Genomic DNA, 24,075 nt, shown 5'->3' with positions numbered 1-24,075 from the left:
TAGAACCGCGGGAGGGCGGGGATTGTACGATCCCCGCCCTCCTTTTGCTGTACCCACTCGTTGTGTGCTCGTTTCGGCTCCGGCTAACCGGAGAACGCAAGCTGAAGAATCGGCACCGCCAGCGCGATAAGACCGACGCTGACGACCGCCCCTGCGGCGATGACGGGGGCTGCGGTGCCCTCGTGCCGGTAGTGGGTCTCAAGGATCACGATATTGGCGGCAGGCGGCAGGACTCCCAGGATGAAGAGCACCTGCGGGTAGGCCAGTAGCTGGTCGAAGTGTACGCCCGCCGCGTCGTGCGCCCAACGGGCGAGCGCCAGCACGCCGAGGCTGTAGACGCTCACGAGCGCGGTGCGGAGCACCCCCCATCCGGCGGCCCGGGTCAGGTCTGCGCGGTGCAGCTTGGCGGCGCCGAGCCACATGCCCAGCACGATCATCCCGATAAAGCTGAAGACCCAGGTGAGCACCCGGTAGAACCCGGCCCCGTGAACGCTCAGGAAGTGCCCTGCGGGCAGGCAGAGCAGGCCGATTACCACGGCGATAACGGGTGGGCTCGTGCGCAGCCCTCGCAGTACCCTGCGGATGGTTGCGCCGCGGCTCGCGGCGGTGGCCGTACGGGGTGGGGAACCTTCACCCGATTCGGCCCTCGAGTCGCCCCGTAGCAGCGAGGTACCCAGAATATTGCCCATGATGGAGTTGCCGATATACGCGCCGATGTAGACGCGCACGGCCTCATCGCCCCAGATGCCCGCGACCACGGGGATGCCGAAGAGCCCGGCGTTTAGGTACACGAAGGCGAGCTTCTGCACGGGATCTCGGGTAATCCGCCCGGCACCGAGCACACCGAGGAGCATCATAACCATGGTGGACGCGGCAACAAAGAACAGCTCGGGGCGGCTGGTGGCGACCGTGTAGATGATGACGGCGGGAATAATCCAGCGGGTCAGCAGGGCCGAGGCCCATTCCTTGAGCTGTCTGCCCCGGTGCTCGGGCAGGGTGAGGGCCAGCGTCAGCCCTGCAACCAGGTAGATGAGGGGCAGGATGATTCCCACAAGACGCTCCTTCGGTCACCGCGTTGGCCCTTATTTTGGATGCGCACCGCGCCGTTGCGCTAGGCCGCCTTTTCCATGGTCTCACGTTCGGGCACCGAGGACGGGTTGGCGAGGAATATTCTCGGGAATGTGAGCCTGTCTAATATCGCCCGCCTATACATTCAGATTAAGGTTGAGCATTTCACGGGATGCCATTTCGAAATTTTCGCGTCATATTGCATCATATTTGCCGAAACCCTCGTATTTTTTATACATCAAATTTACTCTAGAAATACGCAGAGATTGCATTTCCTACCGTATGAACTCGTCTGCCGTCCATACCCTCACGAAGCGAACTCAGCAGGATTAGTTCCCTTCAAGATCTCGCCGGGAGCACGCAATGCAGCAGCCTTACCTCTCCAGCCCTTCCGACTCCGGGGGTGTCCCCTCCCCCAAGGTAGCGCGTCAGAAAACCCCGCACCGCGCCGCCCATCCCCACGCCGGGGTGCGTATCCCGCGGCGTTCCGCGTCCGCCGCTACGAGCGCCTCAGCGGTTACCCCCGCGTCCCGTGTTGCCCCCTCAGAAGCCCTTGTCGAGGAGCGCACGTTCAGGGTTCCGCACCCAGTGCTGAGCCTTCTGTCCTGGTTGATTGCGGTGGCGAGCATCGCGTGGCTTGCCGTTCTGGGCGTGAACCTGACGCACCTGGTGCTCTCCGGTCTGGAGCACGACTCTGAGTTCTTGGTGCTGACCTACGGCGTGTACATGGCCTGCGCTTTTGGGTTCCTGTGTTTTGGGGCCTTCTTTGGTCTGCATTTTGGCCTGGGCTCGAGCGCGCATTGGCGTAGTTCGATTCGCCATCCGAATCGGCCGTATTAAATATTTCTGTCCCGCTTAGTTTTGCGGAATTTTCCGGAGTGTATTTCTTTTATTTAGACTCGCAGTTTAAAAAAATAAGCGGTTTTCTTTAATTTCGAAGAAAATATCCGTTTCGCATTAATATTTCTCTGCCCCATAGCTAAAGCCGCCCGGCGCATCCACAGCAGGATGCACCGGGCGGTTCCTTCCTAATCTAAAACTCTGGAGAAGGACGCTGCAAAGCAGAGCGTGCCACCAAGGGGAATTCTTCAGGATTTTCTACGTCATCTGAAGAGCTGGGTAAGCTGGCGAAAAATTCATATAAGGAAGATTTAGTCTCCTGCTTTTGAGCGTGCTCTTCATCGATTTTCGACGTCATCGGTCCCTCCTTATGATGTTAGGCCAGCGCTCAGCATGTATCAGGCCAACATGCATAAACACATTATATTTCCGTTCATCCTCGGCATCCGTAACACACATACGTATATAAGAAGCCGCCCGGCGCATCCACAGCAGGATGCACCGGGCGGCTTCTTCACGGGAGGAGCTTCACTCCCACTCGGGGATCACTCCCACGCAGGGATTACTCCCACTCGATGGTTCCCGGGGGCTTGGAAGTAACGTCCAGCACCACTCGGTTAACGTCCTTGACCTCGTTCGTAATGCGGTTCGAGATCTTAGCCAGCAGGTCGTAAGGCAGGCGCGACCAGTCAGCGGTCATCGCGTCCTCAGACGAGACCGGGCGCAGAACAATCGGGTGACCGTAGGTACGACCGTCGCCCTGAACGCCCACGGAGCGAACGCCAGCCAGCAGAACCACGGGGCACTGCCAGATGTGCTCGTCCTGGCCAGCCGCGGTCAGCTCTTCACGCACGATAGCGTCAGCGGCACGCAGGGTTTCCAGGTTCTCGCGGTTAACCTCGCCGACGATGCGGATGCCCAGGCCGGGGCCGGGGAACGGCTGACGTGCCACAATCTTCTCGGGAACGCCGAGCTCACGACCGATGGCGCGGACCTCGTCCTTGAACAGGGTGCGCAGCGGCTCAACCAGTTCGAAGGTCAGGTCGTCGGGGAGGCCGCCCACGTTGTGGTGGCTCTTGATGTTTGCGGTGCCGTCGCCGCCGCCGGACTCGACAACGTCCGGGTACAGGGTGCCCTGGACCAGGAACTTGATGTCTGCGCCCTCTTCGCCGGCCTCTGCAATCAGCTTGCGCTGTGCCTCCTCGAAGGAGCGGATGAACTCGCGGCCGATAGCCTTACGCTTCGCCTCGGGCTCGGTAACACCCTCGAGTGCGGAGAGGAAACGCTCCGACTCGTCGATGGTGATGACCTTGATGCCCATGGATGCTGCGTAGTCCTGCTCGACCTGTTCACGCTCGCCCTCACGGAGCAGACCGTGGTCGATGAAGAAGCAGGTGAGCTGGTCGCCAACAGCCTTGTGCACGAGGGCTGCCGCCACGGAGGAGTCAACGCCGCCGGAGAGCGCGCAGATAACGCGGTCGCTACCGACCTGCTCGCGAATCTTAGCGACCTGCTCCTCGATGATGTTATTGGTGGACCAGGTGGGCTTCAAGCCAGCCACGTTGTAGAGGAAGTTCTCCAGGGCGACCTGGCCGTAGTCGGAGTGCTTCACCTCGGGGTGCCACTGCACGCCGCCGAGCTTGCGGGACTCGTCCACGAACGCTGCCACGGATGCGCCGGGGGTCTTGGCCAGAACCTCGAAGCCTTCGGGGGCCTCGGTTACGGAATCGCCGTGAGACATCCACACGTTCTGGGTGGTGGGGGTGCCGGTCAGGAAGGAGGAGTTCTCAGCGCAGACGACGGCGTCGGTTGCGCCGTATTCGCGCAGGCCGGTCTGGGCCACGGTACCGCCGAGGGTCTGGGCCATGATCTGGAAGCCGTAGCAGATACCGAAGATCGGCACGCCGGATTCGAAGAGGGCCTTATCACCCTTGGGGGCGCCGTCGGCGTAAACCGAGGAGGGGCCGCCGGAAAGCACGATGGCTGCCGGGTTCTTGGCGAGCATCTTCTCGGTGCTCATGGAGTGGGGGACGATTTCGGAGTAGATGCCGGCCTCACGCACGCGTCGAGCAATGAGCTGCGCGTACTGAGCACCGTAATCCACCACCAGGACGGGACGCTCTTCGAGCTGGTCCAGGTTCACAGAATTGGTCACGAAAATTACCTCAACGTGTTGGTGCTAATCCGCGCACTTGCGCGGGGATATATCTATTTTACGCTATCGCGGTGTGAGCTTGAACGCCCGTGGCGCGGGGACTATTCCGCCTACGACCGTTCTTTTTACGCTGCAGATAGCAGGCACCGCCCGGCGGCCGCGGGGATAGCCCCGTAGCCGCCGAGCGGTGATTCATGACGCTACATTAGCCGCGGTAGGAAGGTACCACGGTCAGTTCGGCCTTCTGGAACTTCTTCAGCTCCAGGTAGCCGCAGTTAGCCATCGCGCGCTTGAGCGCACCGACAATGTTGCTGGTTCCGTCCACGTGGTGCGAAGGACCGTACAGGACCTCCTCCAGCGTGCCGACAACACCCAGCGGGGTGCGCACGCCGCGCGGGAAGTCCAGCGAGTGCGCCTCGTTGCCCCAGTACAGGCCCTGGCCCGGCGCCTCGGAGGCGCGAGCCAGCGGAGCGCCCAGCATCACGGCGTCAGCACCCAGCGCGAGCGCCTTCACCATATCGCCGGAGCGACCCAGGGAGCCGTCAGCAATCACGTGCACGTAGCGGCCGCCGGACTCGTCCAGGTAGTCCGAACGTGCCGCAGCCACGTCGGCTATGGCGGTTGCCATCGGTGCGGAAATGCCCAGGCCCTGGCGGGTGGTCTGAGCGGAACCACCGCCGAAGCCCACCAGCACACCGGCGGCACCGGTGCGCATCAGGTGCTTAGCCTGCGAGTAACCGGCCACGCCACCGACAATGACGGGAACGTCCAGCTCGTAGATGAACTTCTTCAGGTTCAGCGGCTCGTGCGAGGTCGAAAGGTGCTCGGCAGAGACGGATGCACCGCGGATAACGAACAGCTCAACGCCGGCCTTCACCACGGTCTCGTAGTGCTCCTGAGTATTCTGCGGGCTCAGCGAACCGGCAACCACCACGCCGGAATCGCGAATCTCTTCCAGGCGTGCGGTAATCAGCTCCGGCTTGATCGGCTCGGAGTAAATCTGCTGCATGCGGGTGGTTGCGGAGGCGGGGTCCGCCTCGGGCAGCTCAACGATCTCGTCGAGCAGCGGCTGCGGGTCCTCGTAGCGGGTCCACAGGCCCTCGAGGTTCAGCACACCCAGACCGCCCAGCTTGCCCAGGGCAATAGCGGTCGCCGGGGACATGACCGAGTCCATGGGCGCACCAATAATCGGGGTGTCGAACTTGAAGGCGTCAATCTGCCAGGAGGTGTCGACATCGCGGCGATCGCGGGTACGGCGGGTGGGTACCAGCGCCACATCGTCCAGGGAGTAGGTGGGGCGGGCGCTCTTGGAGAGGCCAATCTGAATTTCAGACATAGGTGAATCCTTTCGAATTCGGTTTGAGGGGTGCCGCCGGGCGTTATTCGCACCGATGCCCGCCCCGGCACCCGGGAGGGTACGGGACGGGCTCAACGGCGCACGGTGTGCACGCCGTGCGGCGAATCATCGTTGGTGATGCGTCTTAGCGACGGTAGTTCGGTGCCTCAACGGTCATCGTGATGTCGTGCGGGTGCGATTCCTTCAGGCCCGCGGGGGTGATGCGCACGAACTGTCCCTTGTTCTTGAGCTCTTCGATGGTGCGCGAACCGACGTAGAACATGGTCTGGCGCAGGCCACCTTCGAGCTGGTGAATCACGGCGGAGAGCGGGCCGCGGAAGGGAACCTGACCCTCGATACCCTCGGGAATCAGCTTCTCCTCGCTGGAGACGTCGGCCTGGAAGTAACGGTCCTTCGAGAAGGACTTGTGGCGGCCGCGGGTCTGCATAGCGCCCAGCGAACCCATGCCGCGGTACGCCTTGAACTGCTTGCCGTTCACGAGAATCAGGTCGCCGGGGGATTCGGTGGTGCCGGCCAGCAGGGAGCCGAGCATCACGGAGTCAGCACCGGCCACCAGGGCCTTGCCAATCTCACCGGAGTACTGCATACCGCCGTCGGCAATCACGGGAACACCGGCGGGGATAGCTGCCTTAGCGGCCTCGTTGACCGCGGTCACCTGGGGCACGCCCACGCCCGCAATGATGCGGGTGGTGCAGATGGAACCCGGGCCCACGCCAACCTTCACGGCGTCGGCGCCGGCGTCAATGATGGCCTGAGCACCCTGGCGGGTTGCGGCCTGACCGCCGATAACGTCCACGTGTGCGGCGGCGGGGTCCTTCTTCAGGCGGGCAATCATGTCCAGCACGCCCTGGGAGTGGCCGTTTGCGGTATCCACGAAGAGGGCGTCCACGCCGGCCTCGACCAGGGTCATGGCGCGCTCGTAGCCGTCACCGAAGAAGCCGATAGCGGCACCTGCGCGCAGGCGGCCGTCCTCGTCCTTGGTGGCGCGGGGGTACTGCTCGGTCTTCACGAAGTCCTTGAGGGTGATCAGACCGGCCAGCTTGCCTGCCTCGTCCACGAGGGGCAGACGCTCAATCTTGTTGTGGGAGAGCAGGGCGAAAGCCTCGTCCTTGGAAACGCCGGGGCGGGCGGTCACCAGCGGCATGGGGGTCATGATGTCGCGAACGCGGATGTTCTCAAAGTCACCGCGGGACATGTAGCGGATATCGCGGTTGGTGATGATGCCTTCCAGCACGCCCTCTTCGCTCACGACGGGCAGGCCGGAGACGCGGTAGTAACCGCACACCTCGTCGTACTCGGCGATGGTGGCGTCCGCGCCGATGGTCACGGGGTTGATAATCATGCCGGATTCGGAACGCTTCACGCGGTCCACGTGTGCGGCCTGGTCCTCGATGGAAAGGTTACGGTGAATCACGCCGAGACCACCCAGGCGCGCCATGGCGATGGCCATAGCGGAATCGGTCACGGTGTCCATTGCCGCAGAAATGATGGGGATGTTCAGGTTAATGCGCTTGGACAGGCGAGTGGAGGTGTCAGCCTCGGAAGGAATGACGTCGGTGTTGCCGGGCAGCAGCAGCACGTCATCGTAGGTCAGGCCGGTGAAGCCGAAGGGATCCTCGGACAGAGCGGTGGGGATGGTCATTGTCTACCTTTCGGATGGTGTGCTTCGCCGGTGCGATTTTGCCGTGGGGAAGCGCTTTATACGGTGTCGCGGTATGTACCCCACTCCCCCGGCGCGAGTACCGGGCGGAGGCCCACGCGGGTTCTGAGCGGGCGCGTCCGCCGGATGCTCCGGGGAGGGTGCGGAAACGGACAGTCTACCTTCTATGATAAGCCGCTTAGGGTTTCTTCGCTCGGAAGATACCGAGCCGCCCGAAGAATGGCGGTGGGCACGGGGTTCTTGCACGCGAAGACCCCGATGCTGCGGCGTTGAGGGGATAGCTAGTGCCCGGTACCGCCTCCAGTTCAGGGGGCAGTACCGGGCACACACACTATTTAGTCTTCTTCAGTTTCTTCGGGCTTCTCAACCACCAGGGTCTCGGTGGTCAGCACCAGAGCCGCGATGGAGGAGGCGTTCTGCAGGGCCGAACGGGTCACCTTCACCGGGTCAATCACGCCGGCCTCAATCAGGTCGCCGTACTCGCCGGTCTTGGCGTTGAAGCCGTGACCCACGGGCAGCTCGGAGACCTTGGAAACGATGACGTAGCCGTCCTCGCCGGCGTTCTCCGCAATCCAGCGCAGCGGCTGGACCAGGGCGCGGCGAACGATCTGCACGCCCACGTTTGCGTCGTGGTTATCCAGCTCCAGGCCGTCCAGCGCCTTGAGAGCGTGGACCAGCGCGGAACCGCCACCGGAGACGATGCCCTCTTCCAGAGCGGCACGGGTGGAGGAGACAGCATCCTCGATGCGGTGCTTGCGTTCCTTCGCCTCAACCTCGGTTGCGGCGCCGACCTTGATGACGCCCACGCCGCCGGCCAGCTTAGCCAGGCGCTCCTTGAGCTTCTCGCGATCCCATTCGGAGTCCACGCGCTCGATTTCGCGGCGCAGCTGCTGCACGCGGTCCTCGATGGCCTCGGGGTCGCCGCCGCCGTCCACGATGGTGGTGTGGGACTTGGTCACGGTCACGCGGCGTGCCGAACCCAGGTGCTCCAGGGTGACCTGCGGCAGGTCAATACCGAGCTCGCCGGTCACGACGGTGCCGCCGGTCAGAATTGCCAGGTCCTGCATGATTGCCTTACGGCGGTCGCCGAAACCGGGGGCCTTCAGAGCAACCACGTTGATGGTGCCGCGCAGCTTGTTCACGACCAGGGCGGAGAGCGCCTCACCGTCAACGTCTTCTGCGATGATGGTCAGCGGCTTCTTCGCCTGAACGATCTTCTCGAGCACGGGCATGATCTCTGCGATGGTGGAAATCTTGCCCTGGTAGAGCAGCACGAGGCTGTTCTCCAGCACTGCTTCGCCGCGCTCAGCGTCGGTGACGAAGGAGGGCGAGAGGTAGCCCTTGTCGAACTGCATGCCCTCGGTAATCTCCAGCTCAATTTCGGTGGAGGAGCCGTCCTCGATGGTGATAACGCCGTCCTGGCCGACCTTCTCGAAGGCGCGAGCCAGCAACTCACCAATCTGCTCGGACTGGGCGGAGATAGCGGCAACGTGCGCCACCTCGGGGCCCTGCACAGGGCGTGCGTTCTCAAGCAGGCGTGCGGAGACAGCCTCCACGGCCGCCTCAATGCCGCGCTTGACGTCGGCGGGAGCCGCACCGCTGGTCACGTTGCGCAGGCCCTCGTTCACCAGCGCCTGCGCGAGCACGGTTGCGGTGGTGGTGCCGTCACCGGCAACGTCGTTGGTCTTGGTGGCGACTTCCTTCGCCAGCTGGGCGCCCAGGTTCTCGTACGGGTCGTCCAGTTCAATCTCGCGGGCAATGGACACGCCGTCGTTGGTGATGACGGGCGCACCCCACTGCTTGTCGAGCACAACATTGCGCCCGCGCGGGCCAAGGGTTACCTTGACCGCGTTTTCCAGCTTATCGACGCCGGCCTGCAGGGACTTGCGGGCTGCATCGTTGAATTCAAGCTGCTTAGCCATGTGTTCGCTACTCCTAGTGCGTCACAGAAAGAAAATGAGGGGGCAGATGATAGCTCATGCGCCGCACCGGATGAGCGGTACGGCGCATGAGTATTCGAAGTAATTAGTCGACGATTGCCAGAACGTCGCGTGCGGAGAGAATCAGGTACTCCTCGCCCTGGTACTTGACCTCGGTGCCACCGTAGCGGGAGAACACGACAACGTCGCCTTCCTTGATGTCAACGGGGATGCGGTTGCCCTTCTCATCCACGCGGCCGGGGCCAACGGCGACAACGCGTGCTTCCTGCGGCTTTTCCTTCGCAGTCTCGGGGATGACCAGACCGGATGCGGTGGTCTGCTCAGCCTGTTCGATCTTGATAACGACGCGGTCTTCCAGCGGCTTGATGGCCATAATCGGTTCCTCCGGATTGTGGATTAACGTTTGATGCGAGACGGCGGCGCGGTGATGCACCCAAACGCCGTCTCGAGTGCTACCTCAACTCTAGTTTCACCGGTGCTTTCGGTCAAGAAAACCCGCCCTCCGCCGGAGCGTTTCACCGCAAGGCGAACAGGGGTCGACACCGGGTCTGGGCGGCCTGGCGGGCGGGCTCCGGCAGGGGGCACAGATCCCCGGGCGAAGGCCCGTAAAATGGGGACATGCCCCACAGCCCTAACGCATCCCCCGAAGCTCTTCCTTCAGGAGAATACCCGCTCGGTTTTTCTCCCGCTCCTCCGCTGCCCCTCAGCGACCATGCGCTCGCGGCAGCCGATGAGCTCTACCCGCTGGGCTCCGACACCCTCGGCGCCGTCACCTCCCTGCGTTCACGCGGGTTCAACCCCGAGGAATCCTCCGCCATCATCTCCCTGGCGCAGGCTCGCACCCGTGCGCGCGCCAAGTTCGGCGAGCGCGCCCGCACGCTCATGCTCACGCAGGAGGCCGCAGAGCAGGCCACCCGCCCGGTGATTGCGCACTACCGCGCCGACCGCCTCGCGCGGGTTCCGGGGCTCGTGGCCGATCTGGGGTGCGGCATCGGCTCGGATACCGCCGTCTACGCCGCGGCTCGCGGTTCCGCCGTGGCGGTGGAGCTTGATCCGCTGACCGCCTCATTCGCCGCGGCAAACCTGGCGTTCTGCCCGCGGGCACGCGTGTACTCGGGCGATGTCACCGCCTACGACCCCACCAACGGTGCGGACTCGGTGGCTCCCCTCACCGATGGCGCGGGCGCCTCCCCCGCCATTCTGTGGTTGGACCCGGCCCGCCGCGAGCTGCGAGGGGCCAAGAAGGCGCAGACGGAGCGCCTCTTCGACCCTGAGGCGTTCTCGCCCCCGTTCTCGTTCGTGCTGGGCCTGGCGCGCACCGGCATGCCGATGGGTGTGAAGCTGGGGCCCGGTTTTCCGCACGAGGGTATCCCCTCCCCCGAGGACATCGCCTCGGAGGCGAACCCCGCCCCGCGCGTTGAGGCGGAGTGGATCCAGTCGGAGGGTTCCCTCGCCGAGCTCGTCCTCTGGTTTAACGCGCTGGCGCAGGAGGGCGTGGCCCGCACCGCAACCTCGGTGCGCGAACTGCCCGCTGATCCCGCCGACCCCGCTGACAAGGTACCGTCCGCGACCGAGGCGGTCGACGAGGTTGCCGACCTATTGCCGCCCTACGAGGCGGTGAGCTTCCGCAGCGCCCTCACGGCGGCTGAGGCTGAGCGGAGCGTGGAGGTTCCGGTATCCCTGCCGCAGCCGGGCGAATACCTGCTGGAGCCCGCCCCCGCGATTGTGCGCTCGCACCTGGTGGCCGAGTTTGCGCAGAGTATCGGCGCGCAGCTGCTGGACGAGCACCTGGCCTACCTGCGTTCCGCTGAGCCGGTGGAGCATCCGCTAGTCGCCTGCTACGAGGTGCTGGAGGAGATTCCCCTGCAGGAGAAGCAGTTGAAGCGGTGGGTGCGCGAGCAGGGTTTTACCGCGCTAACGATTAAGAAGCGCGGCGTAGATATTGTTCCCGAGCAGCTGCGTGCGCGACTGCTGGGTTCGGCGGGCTCCAAGCCTTCTAAGAAGAAACAGAAAAAGAACGCTAATTCTTCTGGTGGCGCGCGGGAGTCCTCGTACCGCCCGGCAACGCTGGTCTTCACGCGCATCGGCGCGGGCAGAGATTCCCGCCGAGTCGGCTGGCACGTGCGTCCGCTCTAGCCTCGTCCAACCCCGACTGCCCAGTACCGTACTCGGTTACCGTTCGTGACGATTCGTTACGGTACCGGTTCCGGATTCTGCGCTCGACAGGGCGTTGAGCACCGCCAGACCGTACACTAGATACGGTGCCTAATAAAGATACGGGGCCTGATAAAGACATGCTGCCCAGTAGAGGTACTCCCCCGCGGAGTAGGCTCTCACCAGCTAGTCCCCTGCCGGGCAGATCTCACCGATAGCAAACTTCCGTAGTCGGCACTGTGTACGACACTATTTCCAGACGCAGGAAAGGTCCTATGATCGACTTTGCTTCCTCCCCTCAGTCCACCCTCGGCGTGGAATGGGAGATTGCACTCATCGACCGTGAAAGCGGCGAACTGACCCAGCGCGCCGCAGAGGTGCTCGGCATCCTGCGCGAGCGCCGCCCCGAACTGTTGGAGCCCGCCTCCGACCGGGCACACGTGACCGGGGAATTCCTGGAGAACACCATCGAGATCATCACCGGCGTCTGCACGACCGTGGCGCAGGCCTGCCGCCAGCTGCAGGAGTTGACCGACACCATTCGCGAGATTACCGACGGGCTGGGTATCGAGTTCTACCCGGCGGGCACGCATCCGTTCTCCCGCTGGTCCGAGCAGCCCGTCGTGGCCAAAGAACGCTATCGGCGCGTCGTGGAGCGCGCCCAGTATTGGGGCCGCCACATGGTCATCTACGGCGTGCACGTGCACGTGGGTGTGGATTCTCGCGATAAGGTTCTGCCGCTCGTTGACGCGCTCACCAACTACGGGCCGCACCTGCTGGCGCTCTCCTGCTCCTCCCCATACTGGGAGGGCATCGACACCGGTTACGCCTCGCACCGCACCCAGCTCTACCAGCAGCTGCCGACCAACGGCCTGCCCTTCCACTTCGACACCTGGGAGCAGTACAACGAGTACCTGGATTCACTGGTGGCGACCGACGTGATTAACGACCCGAGTGAGGACCGCTGGGATGTGCGCCCGGTTCCGCGCTACGGCACCATCGAGATGCGCTATTGCGACGGCTTGGCCTCCCTGCCGGATGTTGCCGCGGTTGTGGCGTTCACGCAGTGCCTGGTGGAGTACTTCTCCCGCCGCATTGAGGCCGGCGACAAGCCCGAGGTGCTGGCCCCCTGGCACGCGCAGGAGAATAAGTGGCGCGTGGCCCGCTACGGCCTGGACGCAAAGATCGTGGTTTCCAACGCGCCGGAGCAGCGCACCTTGCGCGAGGACTTTGAACTGTTGCTGCCCGAGCTGGAGCCGGTGGCCCGCGACCTGGACTGCGAGGTGGAGCTGGCACAGGTGCGCCGCATCCTTGCGGAAGGTACGGGAGCCGACCGCCAGCGTGCAGTGTTCGAGCGCACCGGCTCGATGCGTGAGGTGGCACTAGACGTTGCCGCGCAGTCTCGTGCGCGAGCGCTGCGCTAACCCCTCGCGGGAAGAAAACTTAGATACGTAAAATGCCTCGGCGCAGTCATCATGAGACTGTGCCGAGGCATTTCTACGAGCTTTTTTAGAAGCAGGCAGTTTAGAAGCAGACGGTGGTCACCGGCAGCGAGGAGTCCGTCGTGAAGTCCACGCCCGAAGGCTCGCGGCCCGCGGCGACCAGGCGGGCGCCCAGGGCGGCAACCATCGCGCCGTTGTCGGTGCACAGGGTGAACTTCGGAATGATTAGGCGCACACCCTCGGAGGCGCATCGGGCGGCCAGCAGCTCGCGCAGACGCGAGTTTGCCGCCACGCCACCGCCGAGTAGCAGGGTCTTCATGCCCTGCTCGCGGCAGGCGAGCATCGCCTTCTTAGTGATGACGTCCACGACCGCTTCTTGGAAGGAGGCGGCGATATCAGCAACCGGGACCTCTTCACCGGCGGCTTCGAAGCTCTCAATCACGCGCGCCACGGCGGTCTTCAGGCCCGAGAAGGAGAAGTCGTAGCGATGCTCTCCGGGGTTCTCGGCGGTGCCCATGAATTTGCGGTTCGACAGGCCGCGCGGGAACACGAAGGCGTTGCGGTTGCCCTCTGCGGCGGCGCGGTCGATGGCGGGGCCGCCCGGGTAGTTGAGGCCGAGCAGGCGGGCGACCTTGTCGTAGGCCTCGCCGGCGGCGTCATCCAGGGTTGCGCCGAGCAGGCGCACATCGGAGGTAATGTCGCGCACCTGCAGGATTTCGGTGTGACCACCAGAAACCAGAAGCGCGCCCAGGCCGCCCGAGCCGGCGTTGGCCAGCAGGTCGGAGCCGTCCTCGGTGCCGTTGTCCTCGAGCAGGCCAACGCCAACGTGCGCGACCAGGTGGTTAATGCCGTAGAGGGGCTTGCCGGTGGCGATGGCGAGCGCCTTTGCCGCGGAAACACCCACCATGAGGGCACCGGCCAGACCGGGACCCGCGGTCACGGCGATGGCGTCCACTTCGTCGAGGGTAATGTCCGCTTCGGCGAGTGCCGCCTTGAGGGCGGGAATCATCGCATCCAGGTGGGCGCGAGAGGCGATCTCAGGAATCACGCCGCCGAAGCGCACGTGCTCCTCCATCGAGGAGGAAATGGTGTTGCTCAGCAGCTGCGCGCCGCGCACAATGCCGATTCCGGTCTCGTCGCAGGAGGATTCAATGCCCAACACGAGGGGTTCGCGAGTGCTCATAGTTCGTCTTTCTGTCGCGCGGCCTCACGTCGGCCGCGCGTAGTAATGCTGTGGTGAAGAAAATGGCTGAGGAATGAGGGGAATACCGTGCTATCTAGAACGTACATTCCATGATAATGGCGTCGGTCCCGTCATCGTAGTAGCGGCGGCGCACGTGAATCTGGCGGTAGCCGTTACGTTCGTAGAGGCGCTGGGCGCGCGGGTTGTCGGCACGCACCTCCAGCAGGATGCGCTCGGCCCCCAGCTCGCGGGCTCTCGCGTGCATCTGCTCGAGCATGGCCCGGCCGAAGCCATGCCCCTCGTACTCGGGAAGCACACCGATGGTCTGCACGTCAGCGGTATCGGCGACCACCATGGTGCCGCAATAGCCGATAGCGAGCCAGGTATCTTCCCCATCGGTGAAGTACCGTTCGGTAACGGCATCCGGGTCATCGCCCGCCGCGTTCTTCGTAGGGATCTCCAGCAGGTAGTACGTGCGGGTCGGGTGGGTGATTTCCGCCAGGAACATGTCGATGTGCCAGGCGTCGGCGGGGAATAGGGTGGTCTCCATGGCATGCATGGCCTGCACATCGGGCAGCTCAGCCACGCGCAGGCGAGCGCCTATGGCCAGACCGTCCCGCACGATGTTTTCAGAGTTCTCAGTGGAGTTCTCGGCTGCACTCATTTAGCCCTCCCTCTGCCCGACAGTTTGTGCGGTAGCCCGTGCGGCCTGCTTCTGCTGGCGGGCCAGCATCGCGGCGGGGATCTTCGCATCGGAGTCACGCAGGTACAGGGCTGAGGTGTCGAGGCTCAGGGCGTTAAGGCCCCGTCGTGCCGCGGCAGCCAGCAGGTACTCGGCGTGGGGGTGGATTCCCTCCCCCGCTTCCACAAGATCCCAGCCCAATTCGCGCAGGGTTTCGGCGTACAGGCCGGCACCGTAGCCGTAGGCGTAGGAGGGGCCCTCACCGGGCAGAATTTCGGAGGCGGGGCTCACGGTCGGCCCGTCCACCAGGCTGTAGCCCTCGGTGTTGACGCGGTAGCGTGCGGAGTAGACCTCGCGGCGGCGCGCATCGGAGGCGACCAGCAGCTCAGCGCCTTCCGCCTCGCCGGCTTCCCCGCCCTGAGCGAATACCCGTTCTTGATAGGCACGCTCGGCCAGAGCGGTCAGACTCATCATGCCGTACACGGGCACGGACCAAGCAAATCCCAGGGCGCGCGCGGTGACAATACCGGCGCGCAAGCCGGTGAAGGGGCCCGGGCCGGTACCGGTCAGGATCGCGTCCAGCTCCTCGCCGCGCACGCCGGCCTCCTGCAGGGCGGCGCGGGTGAAGGGGGCCATGACTTCGGCATGGGAGCGGGTATCTTCGCTCTCGAAGCGGGCCAGAATATCAAAGGAAGCACCGGCTTCGGAGCCGTGCACGCGGGCGAGCGCCACGGATGCGGTGGCGGATGAATCAAGGGCAAGTACTAGCACCCTCCCATTCTAACGCGCACCCGCCGAGGCCCCCGGCGGGTGCGCCGGGAGCGATACGCGGTGCCCGAGGGGCTCCGGGAGGCTTATCCCTCAGCGGGCCGCCCGCCATATCTGTGCGGGGGCTAGGCCTCGCGGAGTCGGTCGGCGAGCTCCTCGAAGGTACCCTCCCAGCGAGGGCCGAAGGCGCGCACGCGCAGCAGGCGAGGCTCGGGCACATCCGCCTCGAGGTCCTCACCATCCGAGCCGTCCTCGGCTACGCTCTCATCTTCGTCGTCCCAGCTGAATTCCTCCGAGTAGGCAAAGCGCGCATCGGCACCGGTCAGGCGGGTAAAGTCCAGCTCCAGGCGGGAATCGCTCAGGTGCTCGGCCTTGCCGCGACCCCACTCGATGACGGTCACCGAGCGCGGCAGGGAGAACTCCAGGTCCAGGTCGTCGAGCTCCTCGGCGCTGGAGAGGCGGTAGGCGTCCACGTGCACCAGGTCGGGGCCACCGGGTCGGGGGCCCTCCGGCAGGTTCGGGTGAACGCGCGAGAGCACGAAGGTCGGGGAGATAACGCCCTCGCGCACGCCCAGCCCCTCCCCCAGGGAGCGGGTGAACGTGGTCTTGCCCGCGCCGAGCTCACCGGAGAGTAGGAGCACGTCCCCGGCCTTGAGGTATTCCGCCAGGGCGAGCGCCAGGCGGCGCGTGTGCTCGGGCCCGGTCACGTCCAGGTCGAGGGCGGCGGAGACATACTCAGACATCTTTACCCCTCGCGCTCTTCGTTTGCGGTCTCGGCGGTCTCGGTGCCCCAGAGCCCGTCGAGTTCGGCCTCCACCCAGGAGCCACCCACGTACACGCGGGGCACGCGGTACGAAATGCGGGTCACGATTTCGTAGTTAATGGTCTGCGCGGCCTCGGCCCATTCTTCGACGGGAGGGTTCTCGCCGGCTCCGAAGAGAACCACCGGGGCTCCCAGGTAGCCCAGAGCGGGGTCGCTCAGGCCCGCCTCGCCCAGGTCGACAACCATCTGGTCCATGGCGATGCGACCCACCACTCGGTAGTTCTTACCCTCCGGTCCCACGGGGATACGCCCGGCCGCTTCGTCCTGTGCGCCGGGGTAGATGCGCACCGGCGCGTTCTCCGCGATACGGGGCACGCCGTCGGCGTAGCCGAGGGGCACCAGAGCCAGGGTCGTGGGCTTCTCGGTGTGGTAGCGCAGCCCGTAGGAAACGCCCTGACCTGCGGGAACTTCCTTCACGTTGGCGATGTAGCTGCTCACCGTCATGGCCGGTTCAAGCCCCAGGTCCGCGGAGGTCGCCTCGGGAAGCGGAGAGAGGCCGTAGAGGGCTAGGCCGCAGCGCACGCCGTCGACGAGCAGGCTCTCATCGGCCTGCCAGCCGTCCAGGGCGGCGGTCAGGGTTGCGGGAGAGTTGGCCAGGTGCACGAGCTCGGGAGTCAAACCCGCATCCTTCGCCCGGGCGACGAAGCCCTCCAGAACCTTCAGCTGCTCCGCGGTTTCGGAGCGGAGGGGTTCGTCGGCCACGGCCAGGTGGCTGAAGATTCCCTCCACGCGGACCAGGCCCTCGCGTTCCAGCTGGGCGGCGCGGGCCACGAGGGCCGGCCACTCTTCGACCGTGGCGCCGTTGCGGCCCAGGCCGGTATCGGCCGCTAGATGCACGATGGCGCGCTCGCCGGTGCGTTCGGCGGCGGCGGCAACCGCCTCCAGGTCCCAGCCGGAGACGCCCAGGCGAACGCCCTCGCGCAGGGCCGCGTCAAAGTCGGTGGAGGGAGTGTGCAGCCAGGCGATGAGGGGGGCTTCGATACCGTCGGCACGCAGATCCAGGGCCTCGTTGACGTGCACGAGACCGAGCATGTCGGCGCCGGCGGCCAGAGCGGAACGAGCCACCGGGTAGGCACCGTGGCCGTAGGCGTCCGCCTTGACGATGGCGATGAGCACGCGGGGGCCAATCAGCTCCTTGAGGCGGCGCACGTTGTGCTCGATGGCGTCGAGGTCAATGTACGCGGTGCGTTCCTCACGCTCGGGGGTGCAGGGCGGGCAGTACAGCGGTGCGGCCTGTTGCTCGGAGGGGTGGGTCATGTCCGTCGAGGTCTTTCTCGTGGTGGGTTCTTTCGTGGGCCGCCGTGAGGCGGCCGGTCTGTACTAAATTCTAGACCTCCCGACGTGTGAAAGTCCTGTCGCGATACACTAGGCGGGTAGGTCTTTGCGCTGTGCTATAGAGAGGAAAGCGTCGATGAGTAGCCCCGAGGCAGTCCGAACGGTTCACGTGTACTCTATGCACACCGACCCCTTTGCACAGCCCGGTAGCGGGGATGCGGGCGGCATGAACGTCTACATCGCGCAGTCCGTGCGGGCTATGCTCACCATTAATCCTCAGCTGAAGGTTGAGGTTTTTACGCTGAACCGCACCCCGCAGGCTCCCGAACGGGCGCACGTCGAGGACCCCGAGTGGGGTTCGCGCCTGGTACGTCACTACATTGACGTTCCCGCGGCGCGCGAAGCGACAAAGAATGACCTTGCCGAATACCTGGAGGACTTCGCCCAATCCTGCGTCACCCAGGCCATGAATGTTCCCGATGTGATTCACGCGCACTATTGGCTCTCCGGCTGGGCTGCGGTGCAGGCAGAGGGCGCGTGGAGCCGCAGGCTCTTTCCCGGGCGGGTTCCCGACGGCTCCGGTAGCTCCGGCAGTTCCGGCGAGCATCGCCTCTCGACCAGGGCCGTCGCAATTTTCTTCACCCCGCACACCACCGCGGCCGCTAAGGATGCGCGGCGCGGCCCGGGCGAACCCGCCGAACCGCGTATTCGCCACAGCATCGAGAACCGACTACCGGCCTTCGTGGACGGGTACATTGTGAACACCCCGCTGGAGGCCGAGGAACTGGCGCAAAGCCACCCGAGCCTCTCCGGGCGAATCAGCATTATCACCCCGGGAGTGGATACCGATATCTTCCGCCCGCTCCCCGGCGTTCACCCCGATCACGACACCTCCGAGACCCGGTGCCGCATCGTGTTTGCCGGCCGACCCCAGCCGTTGAAGGGGCCGCACCTGCTCGTGGAGGCGCTCTCCCTGCTCCCCCGGGACCTTCAGGTGGAGCTCGATATTATTGGCCGTTCCGAGTCGAACTACGAGCAGCGTCTGCTGGAACGCGCCGCCGAGCTCGGCCTCGCCGATCGGGTTCGGCTGAAGGATCCGGTACCGCCGGAGGAGCTCGCCCGCATCTTCCGCAGTGCCGATATCGTGGCCTGTCCTTCCTCGTCTGAGACCTTTGGTTTGGTCGCCCTGGAGGCGCAGGCCTGCGGTGCGGCGGTCCTCGCCTCCGACGTTGACGGCCTACGTTTTGCCGTGGAAAACCACCGTACGGGTCTGCTTGTGGCGCCCCGCACCGCCGAACGCTGGGCGGTGGCTATCGAACGCCTCGTGCGCGCCCCGTACCTACGCCACTCTCTGGGGGCGAACGCGGCGGCCCGCGCCCGTTCGATGAGCTGGGAATCCACGGCCCGCAAGACTCTGGACGTCTACGAGACCGCCGTGCCGGTGCCTCGGCCCGCTGAAACATAGCCGCTTCGCGAAGCTTACATCACCCTCGACTTTTCTACTTCTACCGATTTCCCCAAAGGAGCTTTCATGCCCTTCTCCATGAGCCGCGATGAATTCGCCGCTTACCTGGACTCCGCCCGCATCACCGGCGAGGTGGCAACCCCCCGCGAAAACAACCTGGACCATATTCAGGGTTTCCTTGACGGCAACGAGCACCTCGAGTTTGGCGTGCAGTGGACCCGCGATTGGGACTACGACTCTGTGTTTGAGGTGATGGTTCGCCGCGCCGGCCTGAACCCCGACCGCTCCCACACGCACGGCCAGGACACGATCGGTGCGGAGCAGTGCATCAGCGCCCTGGAGGAGTACGCCCGTATCTTCGGTGATGCGGTGCGCTCCGGCTCCCGTATCCTGTTTGCGACCGGTCACCCGGCGGGCCTCTTCCCAATTTATGCGGTGCTGGCCGCGGCGGCCCGTGCCGCGGGTGCCGAGGTCCTTCAGATTGAAGAGGGCGAGCGTTTCCTGGACGGCGATGTCCGCCAGATTATGGACGTCGTGATGTTCGAGCAGTACGGCAATCTGCAGCACACGCACTTCCCCGGCCCGATGCGCATCGCCCTGGACCAGTTGCAGGCCCGCGGCGTGGTCCCCGACCTGGTGGTTTCCGATCACGGCATGGCCGGCTACGCCTCGTCGACTCGCAAGCTGCTGACGATTGGTATCGCCGATTGTAACGATCCGGGCCTGTTCGTGGCCGCGGAGCAGGGGGATCTGCCGGTGTGCGTGCCGATGGACGATAACGTCCCGCCGCGCCGTTACGAGCCGATGATTGATTTCATCCTGGACCGCGCGGGCCTCGAGCGCCCCTAGTAGGTTCTCGCCGTTTTCGTCATGGTTTACCCCGCTGGTCGGGTTGCCGTGTGTAACTCGATACCCCGGATTCGCAGGTTCCCGCCTCGCAAGGTCCGGGGTATCGTTTGTTGTCGCTGTTCTCGTACTCGACCTACCGCGGACGGGCTTTTACACTGTTCTGAGAATCCCCCCCGGAAAGATACACGCGGGTGCCAAATATAGCGCCCATCATTTAGTTATCTCCTAGTCGAGAAAGCTTATACATCTTTCACCCTCTGTGATTGATTTCATCACTATAGGCGACAGATATCGCTATCGTTCTTCGGGACGGAAGACCCATAAACCCGTAGAATAGTTTACGGAACACGTTATTGTGCTTCTGGCTCGATATAACGCTCCATTAGGCGCCTCACCAGCGCCTTTACCGTAATCCCTGCCATTGTTTACTCAGCACGGTTACTGTTCACTCATTCAACAGACAAAGATAAGAATACGGCTCCTTGCACCGATATTTAGGGGTAAATGTGCCTATTCGCCGCTCTCTGTCCGCAGCACAGGACAAATTTCCGGGGAAGATTACACCGTTGAAAGTACAAGATCGTCTCAAAAAAATGTGGGGCGCAGACTTCGTTGTTAAGCGAAGCTGGCACCCGAAGGTTCAGCGTGCCCTCTACCTGGGTGATTTTGCATCCATCACCCTGGCGGTTCTCGCTGCCCACCTTATTCGCTTCGGCCTAGAAAACGCAGACCTGCCCTACGTGAATGTCTGGCCCATTAACGTTCTGGACGGCCGAGTGCCCGCTATGGATTACATTTTCCTGGGCGTCGGCATGATTATCGGCTGGTGGATTATCCTCCAGCTCAATGGCTCTCGTAGCCTGCGCATCATGGGCTTCGGCACCGAGGAGTACCGCCTCATCACTCGCGGCACTACCTACTTCTTCTGCGGGCTTATTATTCTGGCGTTCTTCCTCAAGGTTGACGTCACCCGCATGTACTTGCTGATTGCTTACCCGCTGGGCCTTCTCCTCCTGCTCATCGAGCGTTGGCTGATTCGTCAGGGTCTGGTGCGTTCGCGTACCCGCGGTCGTGCGCTCACTCGCGTCATGATTATTTCTGATGTGACGACCGGTCAGCACCTGTACAAGAACCTGGAGGGCGTGATCGCTTCCGGCCTGTCCCCCGCTGCGTTCTATCTGCCCGGTTTCACCCCGGGTACCACTGTTGCTGGTGCACCGATTCCGGTGCTCGGTTACAGCACCTCCCCGGCCGATATTATGGATGCTATCCGCGAGAACGATATTCACATGGTTGCTGTTACGAATGGTCACCACTTGAGCCCGGATCAGGTTCGCCTGCTGGGTTGGAAGCTCGCGGACGCCCACATCTCACTGATTATGGCTCCCGCTACGACCGATATCGCCGGCCCCCGTATGCACATGCAGCCGCTGAACGGCCTGCCGCTGGTGCACGTGTCGACCCCGCGCATCACCGGCTTGTCGGCCTTCTTCAAGCGCTCCGTGGACGTCATCGCTTCGGGCCTGGGTCTGATTCTGCTGTCCCCGCTGTTCCTGGTGGTTGCTCTGCTGGTTAAGCGTGATGGTGGCCCTGTCTTCTTCCTGCAGAGTCGTGTGGGTCTGAACGGTGAGCTGTTCAAGATGGTGAAGTTCCGTTCCATGCGCACCGATGCGGAAGAGGTCAAGAAGCGCCTCATGGAGCAGAACGAGGGTAACGGCGTGCTCTTCAAGATGAAGGATGACCCGCGTATTACCCCTATTGGTAAGTTCATCCGCAAGTACTCGATTGATGAGCTGCCCCAGCTGTGGAACGTGTTCATCGGCGATATGTCGCTGGTGGGCCCCCGCCCGCCGCTGGTGGAAGAGGTCGAGCAGTACGAGGATATCGCGTACCGTCGCCTGCTGGTGAAGCCCGGTATTACGGGCCTGTGGCAGGTGTCGGGTCGTAGCGACCTCTCTTGGGAAGAGTCGGTTCGCCTGGACCTCTACTACGTTGAGAACTGGTCGCTGACCGGCGACTTCATCATTCTCCTGCGCACCGTTCGTGCGGTCTTTGCGAAGGAGGGCGCGTACTAAGGTACGCCGTGGGTTTTCCCACCGGTGTGTATGCCGCTCTAGAGAGGTTGTCCCGGCACAGGCATCTCGAGCATCGCACGCCGATACGTAAATGCGTCGAAGGGGCGTGAACCCGTTGGGTTCACGCCCCTTCTGCGTTTATCTGCCGTATTCATGCTGCGATTGAAAGCCTCAATCGTTTAGGCAGTGGGCCGCGCGGGAGATTCTTTCCCTAATCCGCGAGGAGTCGTGCGATTACCTCCGGCAACATCTGAGCCACTCGAGTGGCGGGTGCGGGCCCATCCAGGGGGTCTGCGGTATTTCCGGTGACGCTGGCTCGGGCGGCCTGACCGTGCAGGTAGACGGCGAGGGCGCCCACTGCGGAGTAGGTACACACCTCGATGGGCTCGTCGCCGGCGTTGAGCACTGCAATGGTTTGGGCCAGCAGAGCGCCGTAGATACCGGTTAGGGTATCTCCGCTACCGGCGGTGGCCAGCCAGGGGGTTCCGCCGGCCACGCTGTAGGTGGCGCCGTTGGGGGCCGCGATAATCGTGTATCCGCCCTTGAGCATGACGGTTGCGCCGGAGAGCTCGGAGGCGGCACGCGCCCAGCGGAAGGGTTCAGCGTCGATATCGCGGCGGCTGGGCACGATGGCATCCCCCAGATGAGCTTCCCAATCGCTGGGAGCAACCTCGTGCACGATGCGCAGGAAGCGTTCAAGCTCGCCGGCGTGCGGGGTCAGAATCTTGTGGGGTCCGAGGCGCTTACCGGTGGCCAGGTATTCAGCGGCCAGGTCGCAGGCACCGGCATCCAGGATGGCCGGCTCCGGCGCGTGCAGTAGGTAGCGGTTCTTATCCAGCGAGTCGTGGCCGGATCCGGAGCCACCGGCCCATACGGTCACCCGCTGCACTGCGGGGGTTCCGGAGAAGTAGACGGCCTCGGGGTTGTGGGCAATCATGAGCTGGCGTAGCTCGTGGGAGTTCGTGCCAAAACGTACCATACCCACGCCGCAATTGAGCGCGGCGCGCACGCTCATCAGGGCCGCCCCCGGGTACTCGAGGCTTCCGGTGAGCATACCGAGCACCCCGCGGGTGTACTTATGAGAGTGGGCGTTGGGGACCTCGAGGGTATCGCGGAAGTCTTGTCGTTCCATGACGCGCATGGCGGGCTTGAAGCGGTTGAGGGCTTCCGGCACACCCAGGGTGTAGAGCTTAACGTCGCCGGCGTGCTCGCTGTGAACGGTTCCGAGCGGTAGCTTACGGCCGATGAAGGTGACGGTGCGGTCAGCGCGCAGAACGGGTTCGTGAACGGTCCCTCGGTTGTTGTCGATACCAGAGGGGGTGTCAACGGCAAGCACTCGGCCGAGGCGACCCTTCTTCTGGGTTGCGCACAGGGTACGCAGGAACTCCCCCGCTTCTCCTCGCACGGCGCCGCTCGAGCCAGTTCCGAGGATGCCGTCAATGATGAGGTCGTATTCCTTCACCTGTTCCAGGGCTTTGGCGGGGTCGAGCACCCGCGTGCCTTCGCCGCCCTCACGGGCGATAAGCTCTAGGTTCTTTTCGCTGGGTTCGAAGACCACGGCGTCCACACGGTGCCCGTTAGCGCTCAGTCGAGCGCCGGCATAAACGGTGTCAGATCCGTTGTTGCCCGGGCCAACGAGCAGAAGTACGGAGGCTCCCTGTCGGCCATCGAGCAGGCCAATGGCTTCGGTAGCGACCGCGTCGGCGGCACGCTGCATGAGGTAGCCGTCGTAGTCGGGTGCCTCGATGTAGGGCTTTTCCGCTTCGCGAATCTGGGATGCGGTGTAGATAAGCTTCATTGCTGTCTCCTTAGTGGCGGCGGATGGACCGGGGTGCCGCGGGGCGCGGCGGGTGGGATCTGCGGCTAAACGATGGCGCGAAGAATCCTCTTCTACCCCTCGTCAGCGGAGGTTTCGGTGATGACGCTGAGCCGGTAGCTTTCGGGGTTGAACTTCCGCAGGTGCTCCAGCTCGGCGTCGCTCAGATACTCTGCGGTAGCGATGGCAATAGCCATGGGCTCATCGTGGGTGAGTGAAAGGTGGATGCGGTTAATCCCGAGCTTTCGAGCGCGGTCGGCGATAGTACCGCGAATGATGAGGTAGGGCTGCCCGCTTTCGGCGGTGGCGACCTCGCAGTCCTGCCAGTTGAGCCCGGCGGGCGCTCCGAGAACCTTGGCGACGGCTTCCTTGGCGGCGAATCGCACAGCTTGGGAACGCACGTTACGGCTTCGCTCGTTGGGGGTGAAAATGCGGCGTACGAAGGCCGGCGTTTCGGTGATGATCCGTTCGAAACGCTCAATATTGACGGTATCTACGCCGATTCCCATGATCATGAGGTACA

20 protein-coding genes are annotated in these 24,075 nt (G+C 63.9%); 6 read left to right on the top strand and 14 right to left on the bottom strand.

Features of this window, described 5'->3' with window-relative positions:
• Nucleotides 1-83: 83 nt before the first annotated feature.
• A complete protein-coding gene (locus AC3E6W_RS02510) occupies nt 84-1,052 on the bottom strand; it encodes an AEC family transporter (protein WP_314746436.1) in 969 nt (322 codons plus the stop codon).
• A gap of 604 nt (nt 1,053-1,656) precedes the next feature.
• Here AC3E6W_RS02510 and AC3E6W_RS02505 point away from each other — a divergent pair.
• Nucleotides 1,657-1,908 carry a hypothetical protein gene (locus AC3E6W_RS02505; RefSeq protein WP_314700896.1) on the top strand — a complete coding sequence of 84 codons (252 nt, stop codon included), beginning with the start codon at nt 1,657-1,659 and terminating at the stop codon, nt 1,906-1,908.
• A 193-nt stretch (nt 1,909-2,101) separates the two neighbouring features.
• Here the strand turns inward: AC3E6W_RS02505 and AC3E6W_RS02500 are convergent, their stop codons facing one another.
• The 6 genes from AC3E6W_RS02500 to groES all read right to left on the bottom strand — a co-directional run bounded on the left by AC3E6W_RS02500 (nt 2,102) and on the right by groES (nt 9,393).
• Nucleotides 2,102-2,266: a hypothetical protein gene (locus AC3E6W_RS02500; protein ID WP_160310624.1), complete on the bottom strand. Its 165-nt coding sequence runs from the start codon at nt 2,264-2,266 to the stop codon at nt 2,102-2,104.
• A gap of 204 nt (nt 2,267-2,470) precedes the next feature.
• Complete coding sequence (gene guaA / locus AC3E6W_RS02495; protein ID WP_049343370.1) at nt 2,471-4,063, bottom strand: glutamine-hydrolyzing GMP synthase; 1,593 nt, start codon at nt 4,061-4,063, stop codon at nt 2,471-2,473.
• 205 nt (nt 4,064-4,268) lie between these two features.
• Nucleotides 4,269-5,399 carry a GuaB3 family IMP dehydrogenase-related protein gene (locus tag AC3E6W_RS02490; RefSeq protein ID WP_049331984.1) on the bottom strand — a complete coding sequence of 377 codons (1,131 nt, stop codon included), beginning with the start codon at nt 5,397-5,399 and terminating at the stop codon, nt 4,269-4,271.
• Between the two features lie 145 nt (nt 5,400-5,544).
• Nucleotides 5,545-7,062: an IMP dehydrogenase gene (gene guaB, locus AC3E6W_RS02485; protein WP_049331981.1), complete on the bottom strand. Its 1,518-nt coding sequence runs from the start codon at nt 7,060-7,062 to the stop codon at nt 5,545-5,547.
• A gap of 353 nt (nt 7,063-7,415) precedes the next feature.
• Nucleotides 7,416-9,002, bottom strand: a complete 1,587-nt coding sequence (gene groL, locus AC3E6W_RS02480) for a chaperonin GroEL (RefSeq protein ID WP_490652233.1) — start codon at nt 9,000-9,002, stop codon at nt 7,416-7,418.
• A gap of 103 nt (nt 9,003-9,105) precedes the next feature.
• Complete coding sequence (gene groES, locus AC3E6W_RS02475) at nt 9,106-9,393, bottom strand: co-chaperone GroES (RefSeq protein ID WP_005505066.1); 288 nt, start codon at nt 9,391-9,393, stop codon at nt 9,106-9,108.
• Between the two features lie 245 nt (nt 9,394-9,638).
• Here groES and AC3E6W_RS02470 point away from each other — a divergent pair, with 245 nt between their 5' ends.
• Nucleotides 9,639-11,156: a THUMP-like domain-containing protein gene (locus AC3E6W_RS02470; RefSeq protein WP_294646628.1), complete on the top strand. Its 1,518-nt coding sequence runs from the start codon at nt 9,639-9,641 to the stop codon at nt 11,154-11,156.
• Between the two features lie 293 nt (nt 11,157-11,449).
• Nucleotides 11,450-12,598 carry a glutamate--cysteine ligase gene (locus AC3E6W_RS02465; protein WP_490652232.1) on the top strand — a complete coding sequence of 383 codons (1,149 nt, stop codon included), beginning with the start codon at nt 11,450-11,452 and terminating at the stop codon, nt 12,596-12,598.
• Between the two features lie 100 nt (nt 12,599-12,698).
• On the opposite strand, the gene tsaD is transcribed toward AC3E6W_RS02465, so the two are convergent.
• The 5 genes from tsaD to alr form a co-directional block, all read right to left on the bottom strand.
• On the bottom strand, nt 12,699-13,799 hold the full coding sequence (gene tsaD, locus AC3E6W_RS02460; RefSeq protein WP_049345721.1) for a tRNA (adenosine(37)-N6)-threonylcarbamoyltransferase complex transferase subunit TsaD: 1,101 nt from the start codon (nt 13,797-13,799) through the stop codon (nt 12,699-12,701).
• A 94-nt stretch (nt 13,800-13,893) separates the two neighbouring features.
• On the bottom strand, nt 13,894-14,463 hold the full coding sequence (rimI, locus tag AC3E6W_RS02455) for a ribosomal protein S18-alanine N-acetyltransferase (protein WP_490652231.1): 570 nt from the start codon (nt 14,461-14,463) through the stop codon (nt 13,894-13,896).
• Complete coding sequence (gene tsaB, locus AC3E6W_RS02450; RefSeq protein WP_070680250.1) at nt 14,464-15,252, bottom strand: tRNA (adenosine(37)-N6)-threonylcarbamoyltransferase complex dimerization subunit type 1 TsaB; 789 nt, start codon at nt 15,250-15,252, stop codon at nt 14,464-14,466.
• Between the two features lie 122 nt (nt 15,253-15,374).
• Nucleotides 15,375-15,992 (bottom strand): tRNA (adenosine(37)-N6)-threonylcarbamoyltransferase complex ATPase subunit type 1 TsaE, encoded by a 618-nt coding sequence (gene tsaE / locus AC3E6W_RS02445; RefSeq protein ID WP_049343377.1) that lies wholly within the window; start codon nt 15,990-15,992, stop codon nt 15,375-15,377.
• A 2-nt stretch (nt 15,993-15,994) separates the two neighbouring features.
• Complete coding sequence (alr, locus tag AC3E6W_RS02440) at nt 15,995-17,329, bottom strand: alanine racemase (protein WP_490652230.1); 1,335 nt, start codon at nt 17,327-17,329, stop codon at nt 15,995-15,997.
• Between the two features lie 154 nt (nt 17,330-17,483).
• On the opposite strand from alr, the gene AC3E6W_RS02435 reads away from it, so the two are divergent.
• The 3 genes from AC3E6W_RS02435 (at nt 17,484) to AC3E6W_RS02425 (ending at nt 21,736) form a co-directional block, all read left to right on the top strand.
• Entirely contained in the window at nt 17,484-18,812 is a 1,329-nt protein-coding gene (locus tag AC3E6W_RS02435; protein ID WP_490652229.1) for a glycosyltransferase, read from the top strand.
• A gap of 66 nt (nt 18,813-18,878) precedes the next feature.
• Nucleotides 18,879-19,661, top strand: a complete 783-nt coding sequence (locus AC3E6W_RS02430; protein ID WP_490652228.1) for a phosphatase — start codon at nt 18,879-18,881, stop codon at nt 19,659-19,661.
• A gap of 593 nt (nt 19,662-20,254) precedes the next feature.
• Nucleotides 20,255-21,736 (top strand): sugar transferase, encoded by a 1,482-nt coding sequence (locus tag AC3E6W_RS02425; RefSeq protein ID WP_490652227.1) that lies wholly within the window; start codon nt 20,255-20,257, stop codon nt 21,734-21,736.
• A gap of 211 nt (nt 21,737-21,947) precedes the next feature.
• Here AC3E6W_RS02425 and AC3E6W_RS02420 read toward each other — a convergent pair whose 3' ends face one another.
• Both AC3E6W_RS02420 and AC3E6W_RS02415 read right to left on the bottom strand, forming a co-directional pair.
• Nucleotides 21,948-23,534 carry a bifunctional ADP-dependent NAD(P)H-hydrate dehydratase/NAD(P)H-hydrate epimerase gene (locus AC3E6W_RS02420; protein ID WP_070483663.1) on the bottom strand — a complete coding sequence of 529 codons (1,587 nt, stop codon included), beginning with the start codon at nt 23,532-23,534 and terminating at the stop codon, nt 21,948-21,950.
• Nucleotides 23,535-23,626: 92 nt separating this feature from the next.
• Nucleotides 23,627-24,067 carry a holo-ACP synthase gene (locus AC3E6W_RS02415; RefSeq protein WP_049331954.1) on the bottom strand — a complete coding sequence of 147 codons (441 nt, stop codon included), beginning with the start codon at nt 24,065-24,067 and terminating at the stop codon, nt 23,627-23,629.
• Between the last annotated feature and the right edge of the window lie 8 nt (nt 24,068-24,075).

This window comes from Rothia sp. SCPM-O-B-18226 (M350) (assembly GCF_058213595.1).
The sequence above is the reverse complement of the archived record's forward strand: the minus strand, read 5'-3'. Positions and strand labels throughout refer to the sequence as shown.